Origin of the sequence: Pseudoalteromonas sp. P1-13-1a (genome assembly GCF_001401875.1) — a bacterium.
Taxonomy (GTDB): domain Bacteria; phylum Pseudomonadota; class Gammaproteobacteria; order Enterobacterales; family Alteromonadaceae; genus Pseudoalteromonas.
This window is the reverse complement of sequence record NZ_LKDV01000014.1, coordinates 40,715-60,255: the sequence shown is the minus strand read 5'-3', so window position 1 is coordinate 60,255 and position 19,541 is coordinate 40,715. Positions and strand designations below refer to the sequence as shown.

Here is a 19,541-nt window from a genome sequence, read left to right as displayed (position 1 = left end):
TTTGCTAACTATAGCAAAGTGTTGATTAAAAATGGATATAGCACAGGGACGATAATTGCCGTTAGTAGTGCACTTAAGGCCATAGCAACTGAGGAAATTGCGCCTATTTTTGGGTGTTCAGCAAGAGCTGCCGCGGTGCCTATAGCATGGCAAGCGGTTCCCATAGCTACACCTTGAGCTTGGTGATTATAAACACCCATCCACTTAATGAGCATTAAGCCAAAGAGCGCACCGAGTAATCCAATAAAAATAACTAACGCGGCGGCAAGTGAGCTAATCCCCCCTAAAGACTCCGTAACTATTAACGAGATAGGCGTAGTTACACTTAATGCAGCTACGGATGCGCTTAAGTTAGCAGGAACATCAAATAAAATACTTAAAATAAAGGCCACAACCGTGGCGTTAATAATACCTAAACTGCATGTACTTACTATTAAAAGAAGATTTTTTCTGACATGAATAAATTGCTGGTATAAGGGTAAGGCTAGGGCCACTATAGCGGGCTCTAATAGCCAACTAAGTAGTTGGCTGTGAGCAAAAAAATCAGCATAAGGTAAGTTTAAATTAACCAGCACTAAGGCAATAATCGCAATACTTAAAAACACCGGGTTGGTGAGCGACTTCACTACACTGTGCTGCCAGCGTTGATTAAACGCTCTTAATAGTAAAAACAGCATAATAATAGCGGGGGTCGTTAAGTACCAAAGCGTTACGTGCTGTTCAGTCATTGTTATGTTTCCCTTTTTTGTAGCTAACAACGCTACTTACCAGTAATAGTGTACTGGTAGGAACGAGCAAAATAACGAACACTAAATACGGCCAATGCAGTTTTATAAGTGCTATGTGCTCGATAAAGCCCACGCCTGCAGGTATAAAAAATATTGGCATAATATTCAAAATAGGGGAGGCGCAGGGCTTAATATGGTGCTCTTTAACTACACCTAACAGTAGTAAACTTAGTAAGATAACCATGCCAAGGAGGGGGGCAGGAAAGCTGCCACCTATCAAATGCATTATTAATTTAGCACACCCTAAACACAGTAAAATAATTGCACTGCTAAGCAAGTACTTCATGATAATGGCTCATTAGTATATAAAAAAGCTAACGTTAGCAAATCCACCCCATTTTTAAATGCGAACTTAGTCTTACCAGCGTTTAGAGTTTGCATAGTTTATATCTGCTTTCCCTTTTGTTTTGGCGATCGCTTTTTTTGTGTTGGGGTTGAGTAGCAAACGAACTTGGCTAAACGTTTCTTTAGCTAATATTTTTCGTTGGTTTGTTGCATAGCTTTGCTGAGTAACGCGCTTTATAGCGGCCAGTGTGTCGGGGGAGCGCTCTAGTAATGTATTTAACATACGTTGGGTGGCTTGCTCTGTATTACTTGTTAGCTCTGTGACTAATCCAAGCTCGTAAGCTTTTTGCGCATTAATAGGGTTTGCGTGGCTTGCAAGCCAAAGCGCTTGGTCACGTTTTAATAAACCAGCTAGCACTGCATTGGCACCCATATCGGGGCATAATCCCCAGCGCGCTTCCATAATGGCCAGCTTTGCTTGAATATCAACAATTCTGTAATCGGCGCCTAGCGCTATTTGTAGCCCACCTCCTAAACAATTTCCATTTATTTGTGCAATAACTGGTACGCTTAAAGATTGCCATCCCAGCACCACTTTTTGCGCTAGGTTTTGATTGCCTGGCAACCATTTGAATAGCAGCCTTACAATATTTAAAGGTGAAGCCATAACGCCTGCAACATCAAGCCCTGAGCAAAAATGCTCACCGTCACCTTTTATCACTACAGCGCGAACACGCTTATCTTTTTTGATACGTTTAATTGTGTTGTTTAATTGCATAAACATATCAAAGCTAAGTGCATTTTGTTTTTCTGCGCGGCTTAGAGTAACGTTAGCAATGCCTTGTTGTATTTCTAGTTTTATCATTGCGCTCTCCTATTAGCGTGTGTTTGAGCTTATGACGTACGCAGTGCTAAGTAAAGTAACAGTTTGTTTTATAATACAAAATAAATTGAATTATTTTTAACTTTTTTAGTCAAAGTACGTTGAATCTTATTCAAGCTTAACCACACATGAGCTGGTAACAAAAAAGTCATTATTTTTTGGTGTTTTTTCTCAAATCACAGATGAGTTTTGGTATTATGTGTGCACTTAAAATGCATTGAGGTTTTACCCATGTCAGGCCCACGTTTATACAGCGAAGAAGAAGTTACCCATCAAGCGTACGATATTTTTTTAGAGCTGGCGCCAAATAATCTTAGCGAGCAAGATGTTGAAGACTTTAACGAATACCGAGAAGAACTTGGGTTTATTGAAGAGGGCGAACCTGATGCGCAATGGCAAGACTTTGTAGCACTTGAAATAGAGCCGGAGTTATTTGTACAGGTGTTAGTGGGGTTAGAGTTTGAAAACGAAGATGTGTTGTTTGCAAAAATTTTAATTAGCCGTGATAAAGACGCGCCGTTTTGTCATATTTTGTGGAAAGAAACAGAGCACGCTGAGTAAGCAGTTTTGTTTGTATGTGCCAGAGAGTTTACCGTGCATAAGTATTTACTATTCGTGTTTTTAATAATGTGCAGCCGTTGTTGGGCTGTTGACCCATTTGAAGACTTTCATGAATATGGACAACTCTCTGATGAAGAAATTCACGAGCTGCATAAAGGCGAAATGCTTTATGGCGATACTGAATTTGGCTTGATTTTAAGTAAAGGTAATACTAACTCCACTAGTTTTAAATTTAGAGGAAATTTATACCAAGACTTCGAAAACTGGCGCAATCAGTTTAAATTAGACACTTTATATAAACGCGATGAAAATGACGACACAGGGCAAACAGACGTAACAGCAGATCGTATTTTTGTCTCAGCCCAGGGTAACTACAAGGTGGGGGTTAAAAATTCTTCATTTTTTATTTACGGTGACTACGAAGAAGATAAATTTAGCGGTCTAGAATACAAAAGTACAGTCGCTACTGGTTATGGTGCCAGAGTATATCAAGGTGTAAAAAATAAAGTAGATATTGATATTGGCCCCGGTCTATATCGCTCAGTGGCTGATGATGAGTCAGAAGTAAGTGAAGAAGATGAAAACAAAACCGGTTATTTAGTACGTATTGCAATGCAGTGGGAACGTTTGGTATCAAAGCGTACGCGCTTTAATCAAGATGTGAGTATTGAACAGTCTTTATCGGGGTTAAATTCACGTTTGAAGTCAGAAACCGCTTTGATTAGTCAAGTCATAGGCGCGGTATCGTTAAAGTTTGCCTACATGTATCGTTATAACTCAAAACCTGAAGACGATAATCTTAAATACGACTCAGAATTAAGCGCCACGTTGGTGTACAGTTTTTAATAATAAAGAGAGCGTTATGTATCAGCATAAACAATATGCGGTGTTTATATTTTTTGTTTTAGCATGGATAGGCGGCTTTGTAGCCTTAGCCTGGAACTTAATGGGTGCAGATGCGCCATTAATGGTATTTGCCGGTGTACTCGTTTTAGTTGGCTTTTTGTTTCATGGTTTAACTGTAAAAGTTGACGAGCAAACAATTAGTTGGGCTTTTGGTCCTGGCGTTGCGGGGCAACGATTAGCGCTTGCAGACATAGTAGAGGCTAAAGCGGTGCAAAACTCCTACCGCCACGGTATTGGTATTCGTATTACACATGATGGGTGGGTGTATTCTGTATCAGGCTTTAGTGCAGTGCAGCTAACCTTAAAAGACGGTACTAATTACCGAGTAGGAACAAACGATCAGCAAGGCTTATTACGTGCGCTTGAGGGTAAAATAACACCTAATGAAACGCCTTTAGAGCAACCGGCGCCAATAAAAACCGCGACCTACAACAATATGTTATAAAAAAAAGCGCCTTAGGCGCTTTTTTATCAACGGCACTATGATTAGTGATCGTGACCACAACCGCCTTCACCGTGCACGTGGCCGTGCGCAAGCTCTTCTTCAGTTGCTTCGCGCACCTCTAAAATTTCTACATCAAAATTAAGAGTAATACCCGAAAGCGGGTGGTTGCCATCAACTATAACGTCTTCATCTTGAATCTCGATAATCATTACAGATTGATCACCATCATCAGTTGACGCTCTAAATTGCATACCTACTTCAATCTCCATGCCATCAAACATTGACTTAGGCACCGCTTGCATTAGGTTATCGTGACGTTCGCCGTAACCTTCTTCAGGTTCTACTTTTACATTTAATGTATCACCGGCTTGCTTGCCTTGGAGTGCATTTTCAAGCCCTGGGATTAAGTAGCCTGTGCCAATAATAAAAACCAGTGGCTCGCCATCAAAAGAGTTATCAATGGTATTGCCATCGTTATCCAGTACTGAATAATGCATTTTTACTACTGTGTTTGGTGCAACGATCATAGTCATTCCTATTTATTCATCTTCAAGAGAGTAAGGTAGAGGCAGAATGCTTAGCTCTACCTGAGGGGTGTGCTTTGCACGAAGTACGTGTGTACTTGGTGTATCGTTTGGCAGCACAACAAGGCCAAATAAGGTTTGGCTATTTTCGTTATAGCTTTGGGCAATTAGTTTACCAGCGCGGCGCCAGTTCTCGCCCACTTGGGTTTCAAGCTCTGGCTCTTCAAGTAGGCCATCACTTTTACCTGTAACAATATACATAGCGCGTTTGTTTTTACCTAGGTACTTCATACGGGCAACGGTTTCTTGGCCGGTGTAACAGCCTTTTTTAAAACTAATGCCGTTAATCGCCTGAAGATTCACCATTTGTGGTACGTATTCGCCAATGGCGTCACTATTTAGCTGTGGCTCGCCCGCTTTTATAGCGGCCTCTTGCCATAGCGCGCAGTTATCTAAAGTAGACACATCATCTGGCATACTAAATTGGCTATCAACCATTAATAAAACGCGATTTGGCGCTAATTTTAGTGCTTTACCGCTTGGAAAGTCACAGGCTGTTTGCTCGTCAGAAAAACGAATATCGAGCTTTTCAAGCACTGGGGCTAAATCGTCACTGATCAACCCAATTAGTCTATTCGTAGAGATATCTATATCTACTTTGGCAAACACAGCGTATTTTTTTAGCTCGATAAGCGATTGCTCTACCTCAGGCTGTGAGCCTGCTAGGTAATAACTATCTTGATGGGAAAATAATTTAAACACACCCCACAGCTTGCCTTTGGCACTGCAGTGGCCAGCCCATAAATAATTGCTGTTAGATAGTTTATTGAGATCTTGAGTAATTTGTCCGTGAAGATAAGACAATTTATCCGCACCGGTTAGGCTAATAAGCTGGTGAGATAACGGACATGCATAAACGCTCGACATAAAAACCTTCTGTGCAATACAAATGAGTAGACATAATAACGTAGTTATAACCAAGGGTACAGCAACGAAGCTGGGCAGTTTTTATTATTTGGCCAATGATTAATAGCTGCTAATTATGCAGGTATTTGTTAAACTCAGGGCAATTAAGTATGAGGTTTAAAATGACTGAAATTCATAGTAAAGCACGTATACGCTGGGCTTGTCGCCGCGGCATGTTAGAGTTAGATGTTTTGTTTATGCCATTTGTCGAGCAGGCATATGATTCATTAAATGCACAGCAACAGGCTGTATTTCAGCGTTTGCTAACCCAAGAAGACCCTGATTTGTTTGCATGGTTTATGGGCCATGAAGAATGTAAAGATGCTGAGCTTAATACTATGGTATCGCTAATTTTAGACCGAGTACGTGTATAGGTTTACAGTAGTAAATAACAAAGCAGAACATCGGCCTGTGGTGCAGTTTTTCTGCTTATTGAGTGTTGTAATAGGGCTTTACTTGAGCTCTTTTTTTAGCATTGTTGTCTGTTTAACTCTAAATGCAATTGCACTTTGCTGGGTATGGCAAAAAATACTCGCAATTCACCCAGATAGTGGCGTTATTATTTTAGAGCATAAACAAATACGCTTTGAAAACGAAAACGTAAAGATTCAAGGGCAAATCACCCCAAAAACTATCATATTAAATACCAGTGTATGGCTACATATTAAAGGCTTTAATAAACGTCAGTGGTTAATTATCTCAGCCAATAGTGTGAACAATCAAAGCTACGCGCGGTTAAAGCGCGCAGCTTTGATTGCTATTAATGGCGAGGAGGAGTCAAAATAGTAGGTGTTGGGTTTTCATTTTGCTCAGGGTAGTCAATTGTATAGTGTAAGCCTCGACTTTCTTTACGTTGCATTGCGCTTCTAATAATAAGTTCGGCTACTTGCACTAAATTACGAAGCTCCAATAAGTTATTACTGACTCTAAAGTTTGCGTAATAATCATGTATCTCTTGCTGCAATAATTCAACACGATGTAGTGCTCGCTCTAGGCGTTTAGTTGAGCGCACAATACCTACGTAATCCCACATAAATAATCGCAGCTCGTGCCAATTATGGGTAATAACAATTTCTTCATCAGAATTACTGACTCGGCTTTCATCCCAGCTTGGAAGTGCAAGAGGTTCAGGCGCCTTATCGAGCTTACTTAAAATATCTTTCGCAGCAGCATGGGCAAATACAATGCACTCTAATAGTGAATTGCTCGCCATACGGTTTGCACCGTGCAAACCCGTGTAGGCAACTTCGCCTACAGCGTATAAGTTATCTAAATCAGTTTTACCGTTAAAGTCACTCATTACACCGCCACAGGTGTAATGCGCAGCAGGTACAACCGGAATAGCCTCTTTGGTTATATCCAGCCCTACACTTAAACATTTTGCGTAAATAGTCGGGAAGTGCTCAATGATAAAGTCTTTATCTTTGTGGCTAATATCTAGGTACACACAATTTGCACCTAAACGTTTCATTTCAAAGTCGATAGCCCGAGCCACTATGTCGCGCGGAGCAAGCTCTTCTCTATCATCAAAGTCTTTCATAAAGCGGGTGCCGTCGGGGCGCTTTAAATACGCACCTTCGCCACGCATGGCTTCGGTAATTAAAAAGTTTTGCAGTTCAGGGTGATAAAGGCTGGTGGGATGAAATTGATTAAATTCCATATTGGCTACTCTACAACCTGCACGCCATGCCATGGCAATACCGTCACCGCTAGATACATCAGGGTTTGAAGTGTATAAATACACCTTGCTTGCTCCCCCTGTAGCGAGCGCTACAAACTTAGCGGAGATAGTTTCTACTTTTTTTGCTTTTTTATTCCACACGTACATGCCATGAATATGCGAACCTGGTTTACCTAAGCTTTTATCACTAATCAAATCGATGGCATTATATTGCTCGAGTAGGGTAATGTTTTTATGCGCTTTAACTTGGCTAATCAACGTGGTTTGTACAGCCTTACCAGTGGCATCGGCTGCATGTAAAATACGACGATGGCTGTGTCCGCCTTCGCGGGTTAAATGGAAGCGCTCTTTTCCTTTACTATCAAACTCCATATCAAAAGGAACGCCTTGCTCAATGAGCCATTGTAGACACTGGTGCGCATTACTTGCTGTATAATGCACCGCTTCTCGGTCACATAAACCGCCGCCGGCATCGAGAGTGTCTTCAACATGCGATTCTATGCTGTCGTTTTTTTTATCAAATACTGCGGCAATCCCGCCTTGTGCATACAGTGTCGAGCCTTCGGTGAGGGCCCCTTTACTGATCACAGTAACATTACAATAGTTAGCTAAAGACAATGCAAGCGATAAGCCGGCCGCGCCGCTACCGATAATAGCGACATCAGCAATATGATGTTTATTTTGGTTCATGTCAGAGGTACTTTGCGGTTACAATGCTCAAATTAGAGCAATATTTGTTTTTAATAATGTAGTTGTATCATATTTGTCATATTACTATGTAGTGATTTTAATGGCTTAGCGGCGTTATTTAAGACTATTTTATAAAAAAAGAATATTAAGCAGAACTTTTTATTCATAAAGAGGTCAGAGTATTTGTGAACAATGGCGACACTATGAATAACCAGCAAGAATCAAACAGAGGAGTACCGGCTCGAATGAGCGAGCAGGAATTAGATTTAGCGCTTGTAAAAAGGGTCCAGCAAGGAGATAAAAACGCCTTCAACCTATTAGTAAAGAAGTATCAGAACAAAATTGCAGGGTTGATTTCACGTTATGTGTCTAACCAAGGCGATATTGCAGATGTAGCACAAGAGGCATTTATTAAGGCCTACCGTGCACTTCCAAACTTTAGAGGTGATAGTGCCTTTTATACGTGGTTATACCGTATTGCCGTTAATTGTGCTAAAAATTATTTAGTAGCTCAGGGCCGTAAACCGCCAGCAAACGATATAGACGCTGAAGATGCCGAGTTTTATGACGGCGCGGATTCGATGCGTTCTAACGCATCGCCTGAGAACTTACTGTTAAGCGACGAAGTACGCGCTGTTATTTTTAATACGATTGATAGTTTGCCTGAAGACCTTAAAACCGCGATTACCCTAAGAGAAATCGAAGGGATGAGCTATGAAGAAATAGCCGTGGTAATGGATTGCCCTGTTGGGACAGTACGTTCGCGTATTTTTAGAGCCCGAGAAGCAATAGATAATAAATTAAACCCATTAATAGGCGAGTCTTAGTATGACAAAAGCACACGTTAACAAGTTGGATAGCGAAACGTTATCAGCATTACTTGACGGCGAACAACACCTTGCAGAGGGTAAAATTTCTGATCAGGATGTTGCTACGTTTGGTCGATATGCGCTAATTGGTGATGCGATGCGTGCTCAAAAAAATAACAACGACATACACATCGATATAAGCGATAACATCGCCTTAGCACTTGAAAGTGAGCCTGTGTATGCCGATTTCACCCAATCGACAGCAAACAAAACACCTGATACCGAGCATAGTGAAGCGCAGCAAGACAACAAAGTAGTGGCGTTTAATTGGCGCAAGCCGGTTGCACAACTTGCTATTGCTGCAAGCGTAGCTATGTTTGCCATTGTTGGCGTAAATACCTTGCCGCAAGGTGCGGGCGAGCAAGAAAGCGAAATTCCGCTTTTACAAACTACCCCATTAACAGGTATGGCATCACCGGTGAGTTATTCATCAGAACCTGCTCTTGAAAACGCTGAGCAAGGTTTACGCGAATTACAGCAACAACGCATTGGCGCGTTAGTTTTAGAGCATCAACGTCAAGCACGTGTTGCACACTCTTTGCAAACAGCGCAAAATAGTGACAAAGCGCAAGAGGAAAAAAACTAATTAAATGAAAGTAATCACTTTTGTTCTGTCGTTAGTAGTAAGCTTTAATGTTTTTGCTAACGACACAAATCCCGCCAAAGATTTATTACTAAACATGGCGAACGCAGTCCATACCCGTAATTTTGACGCCTCTTTTGTGGTGGTAAAGGGTAAAGCCATGGAACCTTACCGTTGGGTTCATGCAAAGCAAGGTGAAACAGAGCTTGAGCATTTAAGTTTACTTAATGGCGCGGGCTTAGAAATGGTGAGAATTAACGACCAAGTAACCTACTTTGAACCGCAATCGCAGCCATATTCTATAAATACAGACTCCATTGCTGGGCCAATACCTGAAGTATTATTTAAAGATATTGAAGCATTAAGCAGCCAATATGATTTTGTGCTAGGTGGTAAAGGCCGTATTGCAGGGCGAGCGGCGCAACTGGTGAGAATAGAATCAAAAGATGAATACAAATATAACTATTGGATTTGGCTTGATACAGAGTCATCGCTGTTATTAAAAGCCGCTTATGTTAACCACCAAGGTGAAGCATTAGAGCAGCTACAGTTAACCCATATTAGCGTAACAGAGCAACCAGCACCGATGATTTTAGAAGTGCTCAATCGTAATTTTCCAACGCCGTTACCAGGTAACGCGCTGGAAGGTGAAAAAAGTAATGCCACAAACTGGCGCATTGGTTGGTTACCTAATGGCTTTAAATTACTAAAATCAGACCGCCATAAACTTGATTTAAACAACGAACTTACTGACTATTATTTATATTCTGATGGGTTTGTGGAAATTTCTGTTTTTGTACAGCGCCCCCTACCAGGTCGCCGCTTAAGCGGATCATTAACTTCTGGCGCAACGACAATTTATGTGCATAATGGCGGAAACTTTGATGTATCTGTTGTTGGTAATGTGCCAAGCCAAACCGCAAAGGCAATTGCTGAGTCAGTGACTCGCGCATTATAAACAATTCGTAAGGGTTGTTATGATTGAACAAACACTTACAGTGGTTGCCCTAGATGGCACCACTGCCCACTTAGAAGCCCAGCAAAAAAAAGCCTGCGAAGGGTGTAATGGTCGCTGTGGCTCGCAAGTCTTTGCCAAACTCTTTGGTAGCGATAAAAAAACCTTTCCCTATCAATTTGATACTCCTGTAGAAGTGGGCCAAAAAGTAACGCTTTCATTAGATGATTCGCATTTAGTCAAACATGCTTTTGCTGTATACATGCTGCCTTTATTTTTAGGATTAACGCTTGCATTTATTAGTGCCGAATTACTACTTTTAGCGCAGGGATGGCAAATATTATTCGCCGCTTTGGGCGGTGTAGGTGGTTACTTTTTAGCTAAAAGCAAAGTAAAAACACTCAGGCATGATGTAAAAGTGATAAAAATTCATCCAATTAGCCTTCCTTTAACGCAAATAGATGGTGATTAAGGCCAATTAAATGTAAAATTGCCGTTTTATACCAGAGTAACTTGGAAATACAGGGTAAAAAGGCAATCAAAAATTTGATTATCTAAAGCGCATTTAGCCACTTATATAGCACTTATACCCAATAAGTATTTTCAAGTCACTCAGGTGTTCGTACTTAGCCTATTAAAATAGAAGTTTAGAATCCAGTTTATGAAGCATATCCGTAATTTTTCGATCATCGCCCATATTGACCATGGTAAATCGACCCTTTCAGATCGTTTGATCCAGGTTTGTGGTGGCTTAACAGACCGCGAAATGCAAAAGCAAGTGTTAGATTCAATGGACATCGAGCGTGAGCGCGGTATTACCATTAAAGCGCAAAGTGTAACGCTTAACTACACTGCTAACGATGGCGAAACCTACCAACTTAACTTTATCGATACACCAGGGCACGTTGACTTTACTTATGAAGTTTCTCGCTCTTTAGCGGCATGTGAAGGTGCGCTTTTAGTTGTTGATGCCGGACAAGGTGTTGAAGCACAAACGCTGGCAAACTGTTATACCGCCATTGAAATGGATTTAGAAGTAATCCCTGTTTTAAATAAAATAGATTTACCGCAAGCCGATCCGCTTCGTGTAGCAGAAGAAATTGAAGACATTATTGGTATTGATGCCCTAGACGCTGTGCAATGTAGTGCAAAAACAGGTGTTGGTATTGCTGAAGTACTTGAAATGATTGTAAAGGATATCCCACCACCGGTAGGTGAAAAAGATCAACCTTTACAGGCGCTTATTATTGACTCGTGGTTTGACCCATACCAAGGTGTTGTATCACTAGTGCGTATTAAGCACGGTGAACTACGTGCCGGCGACAAAATAAAAATAATGTCGAACGAGCAAGTACATACAGCTGATCACGTGGGTATTTTTACCCCTAAACAAACCAACACGGGTATTTTACGTACCGGCGAAGTAGGGTTTGTTATTGCCGGTATTAAAGAAATACACGGCGCCCCAGTGGGCGATACGATTACGCATCAAAAAAATGCGGCACCAGTGCGTTTACCAGGCTTTCAAAAAATTAAGCCGCAAGTATATGCAGGTATGTTCCCAATTGCCTCTGATGATTATGAATCGTTCCGCGATGCACTTAATAAACTAAGCTTAAATGATGCGTCGTTATTTTTTGAACCTGAAAATTCAACAGCACTGGGTTTTGGTTTCCGCTGTGGCTTTTTAGGTATGCTACACATGGAAATTATTCAAGAACGTTTAGAGCGTGAATACGATATTGATTTAATTACCACGGCACCTACTGTAATCTACGAAGTAGTAACCAAAGAAGGTACGAGTCAAATTGATAACCCGTCTGACTTACCGGCGGTAAATGATATTGTTGAAATACGCGAACCAGTAGTAGAGGCAAACATACTTGTACCGCAAGAGTTTTTAGGTAGCGTTATTACTCTGTGTGTAGAAAAGCGTGGTATGCAAACTAAAATGAGTTATCACGGCAAGCAAGTCGCTGTAACTTATGAGCTACCTATGGCTGAAGTGGTTATGGACTTTTTTGATAAATTAAAGTCAACCAGTCGTGGTTTTGCATCGCTTGATTACAACTTTAAGCACTTTCAAACATCAGACATGGTACGTGTTGATATACTTATCAATGGTGAACGTGTTGATGCGCTCGCTATAATTGTTCACCGCGACAGTGCACAATCACGCGGCCGCCAACTTGCTGATGCGTTAAAAGAGCTTATTCCGCGTCAAATGTTTGATATTGCGATTCAAGCTGCAATAGGACAACATGTTATTGCCCGCACCACAGTTAAGCAATTACGTAAAAATGTAATCGCTAAGTGTTACGGTGGTGACGTGAGTCGTAAGAAAAAGCTATTGCAAAAGCAAAAAGATGGTAAAAAACGAATGAAGCAATTGGGTAACGTAGAAGTACCGCAAGAAGCGTTTCTAGCTATTTTGAAAGTTGGTAAATAAAAACAAAGGATTATAGATGGCTGGTTATTTCTCAGTTTTATTGGTGTTATTAACGTTAGGCTCAGGTTTAATATGGTTAATTGACCACCTAATGTATGCGCCAAAAAGGCAAGAGCGTTTGGCGCTTGCCCAAACATCTGCCGGTGGCCAGCTTGATGAGGAAACAGCGGCGTTAATAGCACCTGAGCCGGCAATTACAGAAACTGCAAAATCGATTTTTCCGATGATTGCAGCTATTACTATTTTTAGGTCGTTTATTTTTGAGCCTTTTCAAATACCGTCAGGTTCAATGATGCCAACCCTGTTGGTGGGCGACTTTATTTTAGTACAAAAGTACTCGTACGGGATTAAAGACCCAGTATGGCGTAGCCAGCTTGTAGATGTAGGCGAGCCTGAACGCGGCGATATTGTTGTTTTTAAATACCCGTTAGATGAGCGAGTAGATTATATAAAACGTGCTATTGGTTTACCGGGCGATAAAATTGTTTATCGTGATAAACGTTTATATATTCAACCTAATTGTAAAGAAGGCGAGACCCAGCAGGGTGACCTACTTTGTAATGAGTTTAATAAAATTGATTTTAAATTAATTAACGATAATGAGTTTAAACAAGGCCAAATGTCGCTTGCCCGAGTAAATGAAGATTTAACGACACTCAAGCACGACATTTTAATCAACCCACGCGCACCTGAACGTAAAGGGCGTTACTATCAGCAACCAGGTACTCCTTCGGATGAATGGACTGTACCAGCTGATCATTATTTTATGATGGGTGATAACCGCGACAACAGCCAAGATAGTCGCTTTTGGGGCTTTGTACCAAAAGAAAACTTGGTGGGTAAAGCTGTCTTTATATGGATGAGTTTTGAATTTGAGAATGGCCCAGATGATGTTTTACCAGGATGGGTTCCAACTGGTGTTCGTTTTGAACGCCTAGGTAATATTCAGTAACAATGAAAAAAAATGTAACAGAATTATATAAACGAATTGGCTACGAATTTGCTGATCAAGGTTTACTTGAACAGGCAATGACGCACCGCAGTCATAAAGGTCAACACAACGAACGCTTAGAGTTTTTAGGCGATTCAATTTTGAGCTTTGTTATTGCCAATGCTTTGTACGACAAATTTCCAAAAGCGCGTGAAGGCGATTTAAGCCGTATGCGCTCTACGCTTGTGCGTGGCCAAACACTTGCTGAATTTGGGCTAGAGTTTGGTTTAGGTGACTACTTGCGCCTTGGGCCGGGTGAGTTAAAAAGCGGTGGTTTTCGTCGTGAATCAACATTAGCTGATGCTGTAGAAGCCATTATAGGGGCTGTGTTTTTAGACTCAAACATAGACCGCTGTGGCGAGCTGATTTTAGCGTGGTACGAATCTCGACTTGATGCTATTTCACCAGGGCTTAATCAAAAAGATCCTAAGACCTTGCTGCAAGAGTATCTACAAGCGCGTAAGTTATCTTTACCGGGCTACACCGTTGTTGATACCAAAGGTCAAGCGCACAATCAAACGTTCACGGTTGAATGTATAGTTGAAGGTATGGATAGCATTATTTCTGTTGGTAGCTCGCGTCGTAAAGCCGAACAAAAAGCTGCCGAAAAAGCATTGAAGATACTAAAAAATGAATCTTGATACCTTAATACAGCCTCATGAAGGTGATATTGATACGTTTTGTGGCATGGTTGCCATTGTTGGCCGCCCTAATGTAGGTAAATCAACATTGCTTAATGAAATCATTGAGCAAAAAGTAAGTATTACCTCGCGCAAGCCACAAACAACTCGCCACCGTATTATGGGTATTCATACCGAAGGGCAACACCAAGCTGTTTATATTGATACGCCGGGCTTACACGTTGAAGAAAAGCGCGCTATTAACCGCTTGATGAACCGTGCTGCATCGAGTTCAATTGGTGATGTCGAGCTTATTATTTTTGTTGTTGAGGGCACTCACTGGAATGCCGATGACGAAATGGTACTTAATAAAGTATCGCAAAGTGGTAAGCCTGTTTTACTTGTTATTAATAAAATTGACCAAGTAAAAGACCGCGATTTAGTATTACCGCATATGAAGATGCTTGGCGACAAATTTGATTTTGTGGGCATAATGCCGGTATCGGCAACACAAGGTAAAAACGTTGATTTAATTAAAGCCGAAGTAACTAAACGCTTACCACCGTGCGAATTTTACTTTCCTGATGACTATGTAACCGACCGCTCAATGCGTTTTATGGCGGCAGAAGTTATTCGTGAAAAGCTAATGCGCTTTATGGGCGAAGAGCTGCCGTATTCTGTTACTGTAGAAATTGAGCAGTTTAAATGGCAAGAAAACGGTGTTTGGCATATCAATGGGTTAATTCTTGTTGAGCGTGAAACCCAAAAACGCATGGTAATAGGTAACAAAGGCGAAAAGCTTAAAGTGATTGGCCGTGAAGCCCGTAAAGACCTTGAAGAAATGCTCGATAACAAAGTGTTTTTAGAGCTTTGGGTTAAAGTTAAATCGGGTTGGGCAGATGATGAACGTGCCTTAAGAAGTTTAGGCTATGGCGAAGATTAACCTGCATTTAACCAACTAATATGGATAGCGACTTCTACACAGCGTACCTATTACATCGGCGTCCTTATAGCGACTCCCAAGTAATGCTCGATATGCTGGTAGAAGGCGTAGGCCAGCTAAGAATGCTAGCCAGAGTGAGTGGTCGCCAGGCCACTAAACACAAAGCACAATTGCAGCCTTTTCAGGCACTGCTTGTTCATTACAGTGGCAAGTACGATTTAAAATACATTAATAAATTTGAGCTACATGGTAATCCTTTATATTTAACAAAGGATAAGCTTTACTGTGGCTTTTATTTAAATGAGCTGACTAACCGCATTGTGCCGGTAAACGAGCCACTTGAACAAGTGTTTGAGCTCTACAAAACTCACCTAGAGAACTTAAATAGCGATGTCGATTTACAATCGGTGCTGCGCTCATACGAATTTCAACTATTAGAGTTGTTGGGTTATGGCGTCGACTTTAGCTTTGATGCCAGTGGTGAGCCAATTGATGAAAGGCAAACGTATAGTTACTTTCCTGAGTTGGGTTTTTTGATGCAACAAGATACGCGCTCAGGGTTTAGCGGCGCGCAGCTCAAAGCGATTGCTAATCATGATTTTAGCCAAAGCGATGTACTCTATATGGCAAAACAATTAAGCCGTTATTTACTAAAACCTTTACTGGGTAATAAACCATTAAAAAGCCGTGAATTATTTATGGCCTCTCAATAAACATATTTTACAGGTAACAAAATGAAAGACATTCTTTTAGGCGTAAACGTTGATCATATTGCAACGCTTCGCCAAGCGCGTGGTACATCATACCCAGACCCAGCACATGCGGCCAGTGTGGCAGAGCACGCCGGTGCAGATGGTATTACTATTCACTTGCGTGAAGACCGTCGCCATATTCAAGACCGCGATGTATACGTAATGGCTAAAACGATTCAAACGCGTATGAATCTTGAAACAGCGGTTACAGATGAAATGATTAACATTGCCCTTGAAGTAAAGCCTGAGTACGTATGTTTAGTACCTGAAAAACGTGAAGAGCTTACGACCGAAGGCGGCCTAGATGTGGCTGGTAACGTAGATAAAATTAAAGCGGCCACTAAAACACTGACTGATGCGGGTATTAAAGTGTCATTATTTATTGATGCCGATAAAGCACAGTTAGATGCAGCTAAAGCGTGTGGTGCACCGTACGTAGAAATTCATACCGGCGCGTATGCAGATGCCACTAATGATGAAGATTTACACAAAGAGCTTGAGCACATACGAGAGGGTGTAAAATACGCGGCGAGCTTAGGCTTAATTGTAAATGCAGGACATGGCCTTCATTATCATAACGTAAAACCAATTGCTGCAATGCCTGAAATTTATGAGCTTAACATTGGCCACGCTATTATTGCGCGCGCAGCTATTGATGGCCTTGAAAAAGCAGTACGCGACATGAAACGCCTCATGATTGAGGCAAGGTTATAAATTTAACCCCACGGTGGCACCATTTCATAGCAATACTTAATTAAGTAAAATGGTATTAAAACCTGTTAAAAGCGCATTTACTGCGCTTTTTTATTACGTGTTTTTTAGCGTTGATGCTCGGTAGCACTTGCATCTGCCATGAGGTTTTCCAGCTCATCCTGAAGCTCAAATAGTTCAGGCTCAACGTTATCTAGCACGCAATCACTTTTAAGTGAGGTTTCTATGGTTTCTGCCAGTGATTTAAGCTTAGGCACACCGGTATAACAGCACGCGCCATGGAATTTGTGGATAACACTTAATACCGTTTGGCAATCGTTTTGCTCAATAGCTTCGTTGAGCTGCGAGAGCGTCTCTGGCACACTTTGTAATAGCATATTGAGCATTTCCAGCGCCAGCTCACCTTTACCCCCTGCACGTTGTAGCGCAAGCGACCAATCTAAGCAGTTACTTTCAAATGGAGCTGGGCTTTGTGACGTTACACTTTTAATTTTGTCGCGGCTTACGGGCGATTGCGGACTATGATCGCATATAATTTGGCTCAGCATGTCCTCATCAATAGGCTTAGTTAAATAGCCTTTAAAGCCATCTTTTAATAGCTGCTCTTTTTCGCTGTGCAGTGCATGCGCGGTTACCGCAATAATAGGTGTGTCTTCGTTTAAAGAAGACTCCTTAATCAGTTTACAGGCGGTAATGCCATCCATTATTGGCATTTGTATATCCATAAAAATAACATCGTACTTGTGGCTTTTACTTAAGCTGTAGGCTTGAGAGCCATTGTAGGCCGTGTCTATAAATTCAACCTGTTCTTTTAATAAAGTGCAAATAAGTTTTAAGTTTGCATCGTTATCATCTACCACCAGTACTTTTAATGGCAATAAGGTTTGATCGCTTGGCTCAATATTTAAGGTTGGGTGATCAAGTCGATAAGGTGCAGCGAGTACTTCACATAATTTACGATGATTGAGCGGCTTGCTTAAACAGGCATCGGCGCCGCTGCCAATAAATGCCTCGCGCATATTATGCGATACAGTATTAAGCATAAGGTATAAATAATCGCACGACTCGCGAACCATATTCACATAGCCTTTAAGGCGCTGCATATCATCTACCGATGCCATATCACCAATAATACAAATATCGTATTTAAGCATTTTATGCTTGATAGCATCTAAAAATGCGGCCTCATTAAAGCAGGCCGTTACAACCGCTTCCCATTCGTTTAATACAGAAAGTACTGAGTGATGCGTATGCTCGTGCGGCTCTAAGTATAATATGCGTTTACCAATAAGAGACTTAGAAGGTAGGTCGTTACTGAAGGTATGATCAGGCAACCTAAACACACCATTAAAGGTAAAACAGGTGCCGCTTCCAGGAGCTGAATTTAGCGTTATTCGGCCATTCATAGCCTCAACAATGTGTTTAGTAATGATTAAGCCTAAACCTGTGCCGCCAAACTTTCGAGTAATGGATGAATCAGCCTGGCCAAATGCGGTAAATAGTGCATCTTGTTTGTCCATTGGTATACCCACGCCAGTGTCGGTTACTGAGACTAAAATAGAGGCACGGTCTTCATCTAATAAACGGTAGCTTATATCAACTTTTATTGAGCCTTTTTCGGTAAACTTAATGGCATTACTTAACAAGTTAATAAGGACTTGTTTAAGACGTGTTGGGTCACCCGTTAAATCATCAGGTACCTGCGGGTTAATATATATAGATAGCTCAAGTTGTTTTTCATGCGCCGAAGGCGCTAATAATGTCATCACTTCGTTTACGCTATCGCGCAGTTGAAACTGGATGGATTCAAGCTCCATGGCGCCCGCTTCAAGCTTAGAAAAATCTAAAATATCGCTAATAATCGTCAATAAGCTGTTGGCAGAAAGCTCTATGGTATCGAGGTAGTCTTTTTGATGTTTATTTAAAGGTGTTTTATACAACTGCCGCGTAAAGCCAATAACCCCATTAAGCGGGGTGCGTAGCTCGTGACTCATTTTGGCTAAAAAGTCTGACTTAACGCGGTTCGCATCTTGCGCCTCTTTTTTGGCCATGGTTAGCTGAATATTTGAAGTTTCGTATTGCTCTAGGGTTTCGCGGTAATCACTGGTGGCCTGATCAATATTTTTCTGCATTTCGTCTTTTTGCATAACCATAGTGTGGGCAATGGTATTAAGCCCTTCACGCAACAGTTCAAATTCTCCCATCATGGTGTCGTTTAAACCTGTGTCTCTTTTGCCCTCTACTAACTTGTCGGTAGCAAGTACCAACTTATTAAGCGGGTTCATGAACATTCGGCTAAGCTTAAGGGCTAAAATAGAAGCCAATACTATTGAAAATAAAATAACAATGCCGCTAATTAACACTGCTCGTTGCTGGCCTATAATGGCTTGGTCTTTATTTAGTTGCAAAATAACGGTGCCAAGCGGGGTTTGAAAATCATTAATATCCCATTTTGATACCGGCGCGGAGTGATTAAAAATAGGGGTGTAAAAGGTGATTAATTCTTCAGTCTTATTAATTTTTGTTGTATTGAGGTTTTCAATTTGTGCTTTTTGGGTCAGTTCATCAAATGAGCGATGATAGTTACTGGTCATAATAAGCTGATTGTTAGTATCAAAAATAGCAATCGACTTAATGGTAGGAGAGTGCTTATTGTGTGTGTAACTAATAAGACGATTGAGCAGCTTTTTATTTTTTTCTAGTAAAGGTTGCTCTAATGCAATTGCTAAAGGCTCAGATATTGAGCTGCCTTGTTGATATAAAATTTCATCAAGCTCAATGTAACGATTTATTGTAAAATAGCCGCCAAGTAACAAACCAATGATCACTGTGGGGATCAAGGTTAAGGTTAAAACAGAATCACGTAAGCCTAATTTGGTCATAATGGAAGCGTTATTATCATTATTAGTATGCACCGAGTATATACGGTTCATCGGCTA

At 41.1% G+C, this 19,541-nt stretch carries 22 protein-coding genes; 15 read left to right on the top strand and 7 right to left on the bottom strand.

All coding sequences use genetic code 11. The features are described from left to right. Positions 1-8 precede the first annotated feature (8 nt). The 3 genes from AN391_RS10600 to AN391_RS10590 form a co-directional block, all read right to left on the bottom strand. Entirely contained in the window at positions 9-728 is a 720-nt protein-coding gene (locus tag AN391_RS10600) for an LrgB family protein (RefSeq protein WP_055015373.1), read from the bottom strand. Further along, positions 721-1,074 carry a CidA/LrgA family protein gene (locus AN391_RS10595; RefSeq protein WP_055015372.1) on the bottom strand — a complete coding sequence of 118 codons (354 nt, stop codon included), beginning with the start codon at positions 1,072-1,074 and terminating at the stop codon, positions 721-723. Before AN391_RS10595 ends, AN391_RS10600 begins: the two co-directional genes overlap by 8 nt. 72 nt (positions 1,075-1,146) lie before the next feature. Further along, the gene (locus AN391_RS10590) at positions 1,147-1,938 is read right to left on the bottom strand and encodes a crotonase/enoyl-CoA hydratase family protein (RefSeq protein ID WP_055015371.1); all 792 of its coding nucleotides are present in this window, start codon (positions 1,936-1,938) and stop codon (positions 1,147-1,149) included. Positions 1,939-2,187: 249 nt separating this feature from the next. On the opposite strand from AN391_RS10590, the gene AN391_RS10585 reads away from it, so the two are divergent. From AN391_RS10585 to AN391_RS10575, 3 genes are all read left to right on the top strand, one after another. Continuing rightward, a complete protein-coding gene (locus AN391_RS10585; RefSeq protein ID WP_055015370.1) occupies positions 2,188-2,517 on the top strand; it encodes an HI1450 family dsDNA-mimic protein in 330 nt (109 codons plus the stop codon). Positions 2,518-2,583: 66 nt separating this feature from the next. Continuing rightward, complete coding sequence (locus AN391_RS10580; RefSeq protein ID WP_146258063.1) at positions 2,584-3,363, top strand: DUF481 domain-containing protein; 780 nt, start codon at positions 2,584-2,586, stop codon at positions 3,361-3,363. Positions 3,364-3,379: 16 nt separating this feature from the next. Continuing rightward, a complete protein-coding gene (locus AN391_RS10575; protein WP_055015369.1) occupies positions 3,380-3,868 on the top strand; it encodes a hypothetical protein in 489 nt (162 codons plus the stop codon). Between the two features lie 41 nt (positions 3,869-3,909). On the opposite strand, the gene AN391_RS10570 is transcribed toward AN391_RS10575, so the two are convergent. Both AN391_RS10570 and AN391_RS10565 read right to left on the bottom strand, forming a co-directional pair. Continuing rightward, complete coding sequence (locus tag AN391_RS10570) at positions 3,910-4,395, bottom strand: peptidylprolyl isomerase (RefSeq protein ID WP_004586217.1); 486 nt, start codon at positions 4,393-4,395, stop codon at positions 3,910-3,912. Between the two features lie 12 nt (positions 4,396-4,407). Continuing rightward, positions 4,408-5,319 (bottom strand): folate-binding protein YgfZ, encoded by a 912-nt coding sequence (locus tag AN391_RS10565; protein ID WP_055015368.1) that lies wholly within the window; start codon positions 5,317-5,319, stop codon positions 4,408-4,410. A 161-nt stretch (positions 5,320-5,480) separates the two neighbouring features. Between AN391_RS10565 and AN391_RS10560 the strand changes: the two genes are divergently transcribed. Both AN391_RS10560 and AN391_RS10555 read left to right on the top strand, forming a co-directional pair. Further along, complete coding sequence (locus tag AN391_RS10560; protein ID WP_004586219.1) at positions 5,481-5,732, top strand: succinate dehydrogenase assembly factor 2; 252 nt, start codon at positions 5,481-5,483, stop codon at positions 5,730-5,732. Positions 5,733-5,769: 37 nt separating this feature from the next. Further along, entirely contained in the window at positions 5,770-6,144 is a 375-nt protein-coding gene (locus AN391_RS10555; protein ID WP_327077822.1) for a protein YgfX, read from the top strand. Here AN391_RS10555 and nadB read toward each other — a convergent pair. Then, positions 6,119-7,729 (bottom strand): L-aspartate oxidase, encoded by a 1,611-nt coding sequence (gene nadB, locus AN391_RS10550; protein WP_055015367.1) that lies wholly within the window; start codon positions 7,727-7,729, stop codon positions 6,119-6,121. The two genes, AN391_RS10555 and nadB, sit on opposite strands and share 26 nt — an antisense overlap. A 245-nt stretch (positions 7,730-7,974) precedes the next feature. On the opposite strand from nadB, the gene rpoE reads away from it, so the two are divergent. The 10 genes from rpoE (at position 7,975) to pdxJ (ending at position 16,605) form a co-directional block, all read left to right on the top strand. After that, complete coding sequence (rpoE, locus tag AN391_RS10545) at positions 7,975-8,556, top strand: RNA polymerase sigma factor RpoE (protein WP_004586222.1); 582 nt, start codon at positions 7,975-7,977, stop codon at positions 8,554-8,556. Between the two features lies 1 nt (position 8,557). Next, entirely contained in the window at positions 8,558-9,184 is a 627-nt protein-coding gene (locus AN391_RS10540) for a sigma-E factor negative regulatory protein (RefSeq protein ID WP_055015366.1), read from the top strand. A 4-nt stretch (positions 9,185-9,188) separates the two neighbouring features. Continuing rightward, positions 9,189-10,139 carry a MucB/RseB C-terminal domain-containing protein gene (locus AN391_RS10535; RefSeq protein WP_055015365.1) on the top strand — a complete coding sequence of 317 codons (951 nt, stop codon included), beginning with the start codon at positions 9,189-9,191 and terminating at the stop codon, positions 10,137-10,139. A 19-nt stretch (positions 10,140-10,158) separates the two neighbouring features. Next, positions 10,159-10,608 carry a SoxR reducing system RseC family protein gene (locus tag AN391_RS10530; RefSeq protein WP_004586225.1) on the top strand — a complete coding sequence of 150 codons (450 nt, stop codon included), beginning with the start codon at positions 10,159-10,161 and terminating at the stop codon, positions 10,606-10,608. Positions 10,609-10,797: 189 nt separating this feature from the next. Beyond that, the gene (gene lepA / locus AN391_RS10525; RefSeq protein WP_029771928.1) at positions 10,798-12,585 is read left to right on the top strand and encodes a translation elongation factor 4; all 1,788 of its coding nucleotides are present in this window, start codon (positions 10,798-10,800) and stop codon (positions 12,583-12,585) included. A gap of 16 nt (positions 12,586-12,601) precedes the next feature. Beyond that, positions 12,602-13,537, top strand: coding sequence for a signal peptidase I (gene lepB / locus AN391_RS10520; RefSeq protein WP_004586227.1), 936 nt, complete (start codon positions 12,602-12,604; stop codon positions 13,535-13,537). A 2-nt stretch (positions 13,538-13,539) separates the two neighbouring features. After that, entirely contained in the window at positions 13,540-14,217 is a 678-nt protein-coding gene (gene rnc, locus AN391_RS10515; RefSeq protein ID WP_004586228.1) for a ribonuclease III, read from the top strand. Then, a complete protein-coding gene (gene era, locus AN391_RS10510) occupies positions 14,207-15,139 on the top strand; it encodes a GTPase Era (RefSeq protein ID WP_004586229.1) in 933 nt (310 codons plus the stop codon). The genes rnc and era overlap by 11 nt, the downstream gene beginning before the upstream one ends. Positions 15,140-15,159: 20 nt before the next feature. After that, the gene (gene recO, locus AN391_RS10505; protein WP_024033080.1) at positions 15,160-15,852 is read left to right on the top strand and encodes a DNA repair protein RecO; all 693 of its coding nucleotides are present in this window, start codon (positions 15,160-15,162) and stop codon (positions 15,850-15,852) included. Positions 15,853-15,873: 21 nt separating this feature from the next. Beyond that, complete coding sequence (gene pdxJ / locus AN391_RS10500; protein ID WP_004586231.1) at positions 15,874-16,605, top strand: pyridoxine 5'-phosphate synthase; 732 nt, start codon at positions 15,874-15,876, stop codon at positions 16,603-16,605. 104 nt (positions 16,606-16,709) lie between these two features. Here the strand turns inward: pdxJ and barA are convergent, their stop codons facing one another. Beyond that, entirely contained in the window at positions 16,710-19,484 is a 2,775-nt protein-coding gene (gene barA, locus AN391_RS10495) for a two-component sensor histidine kinase BarA (RefSeq protein WP_055015414.1), read from the bottom strand. Positions 19,485-19,541: the final 57 nt, after the last annotated feature.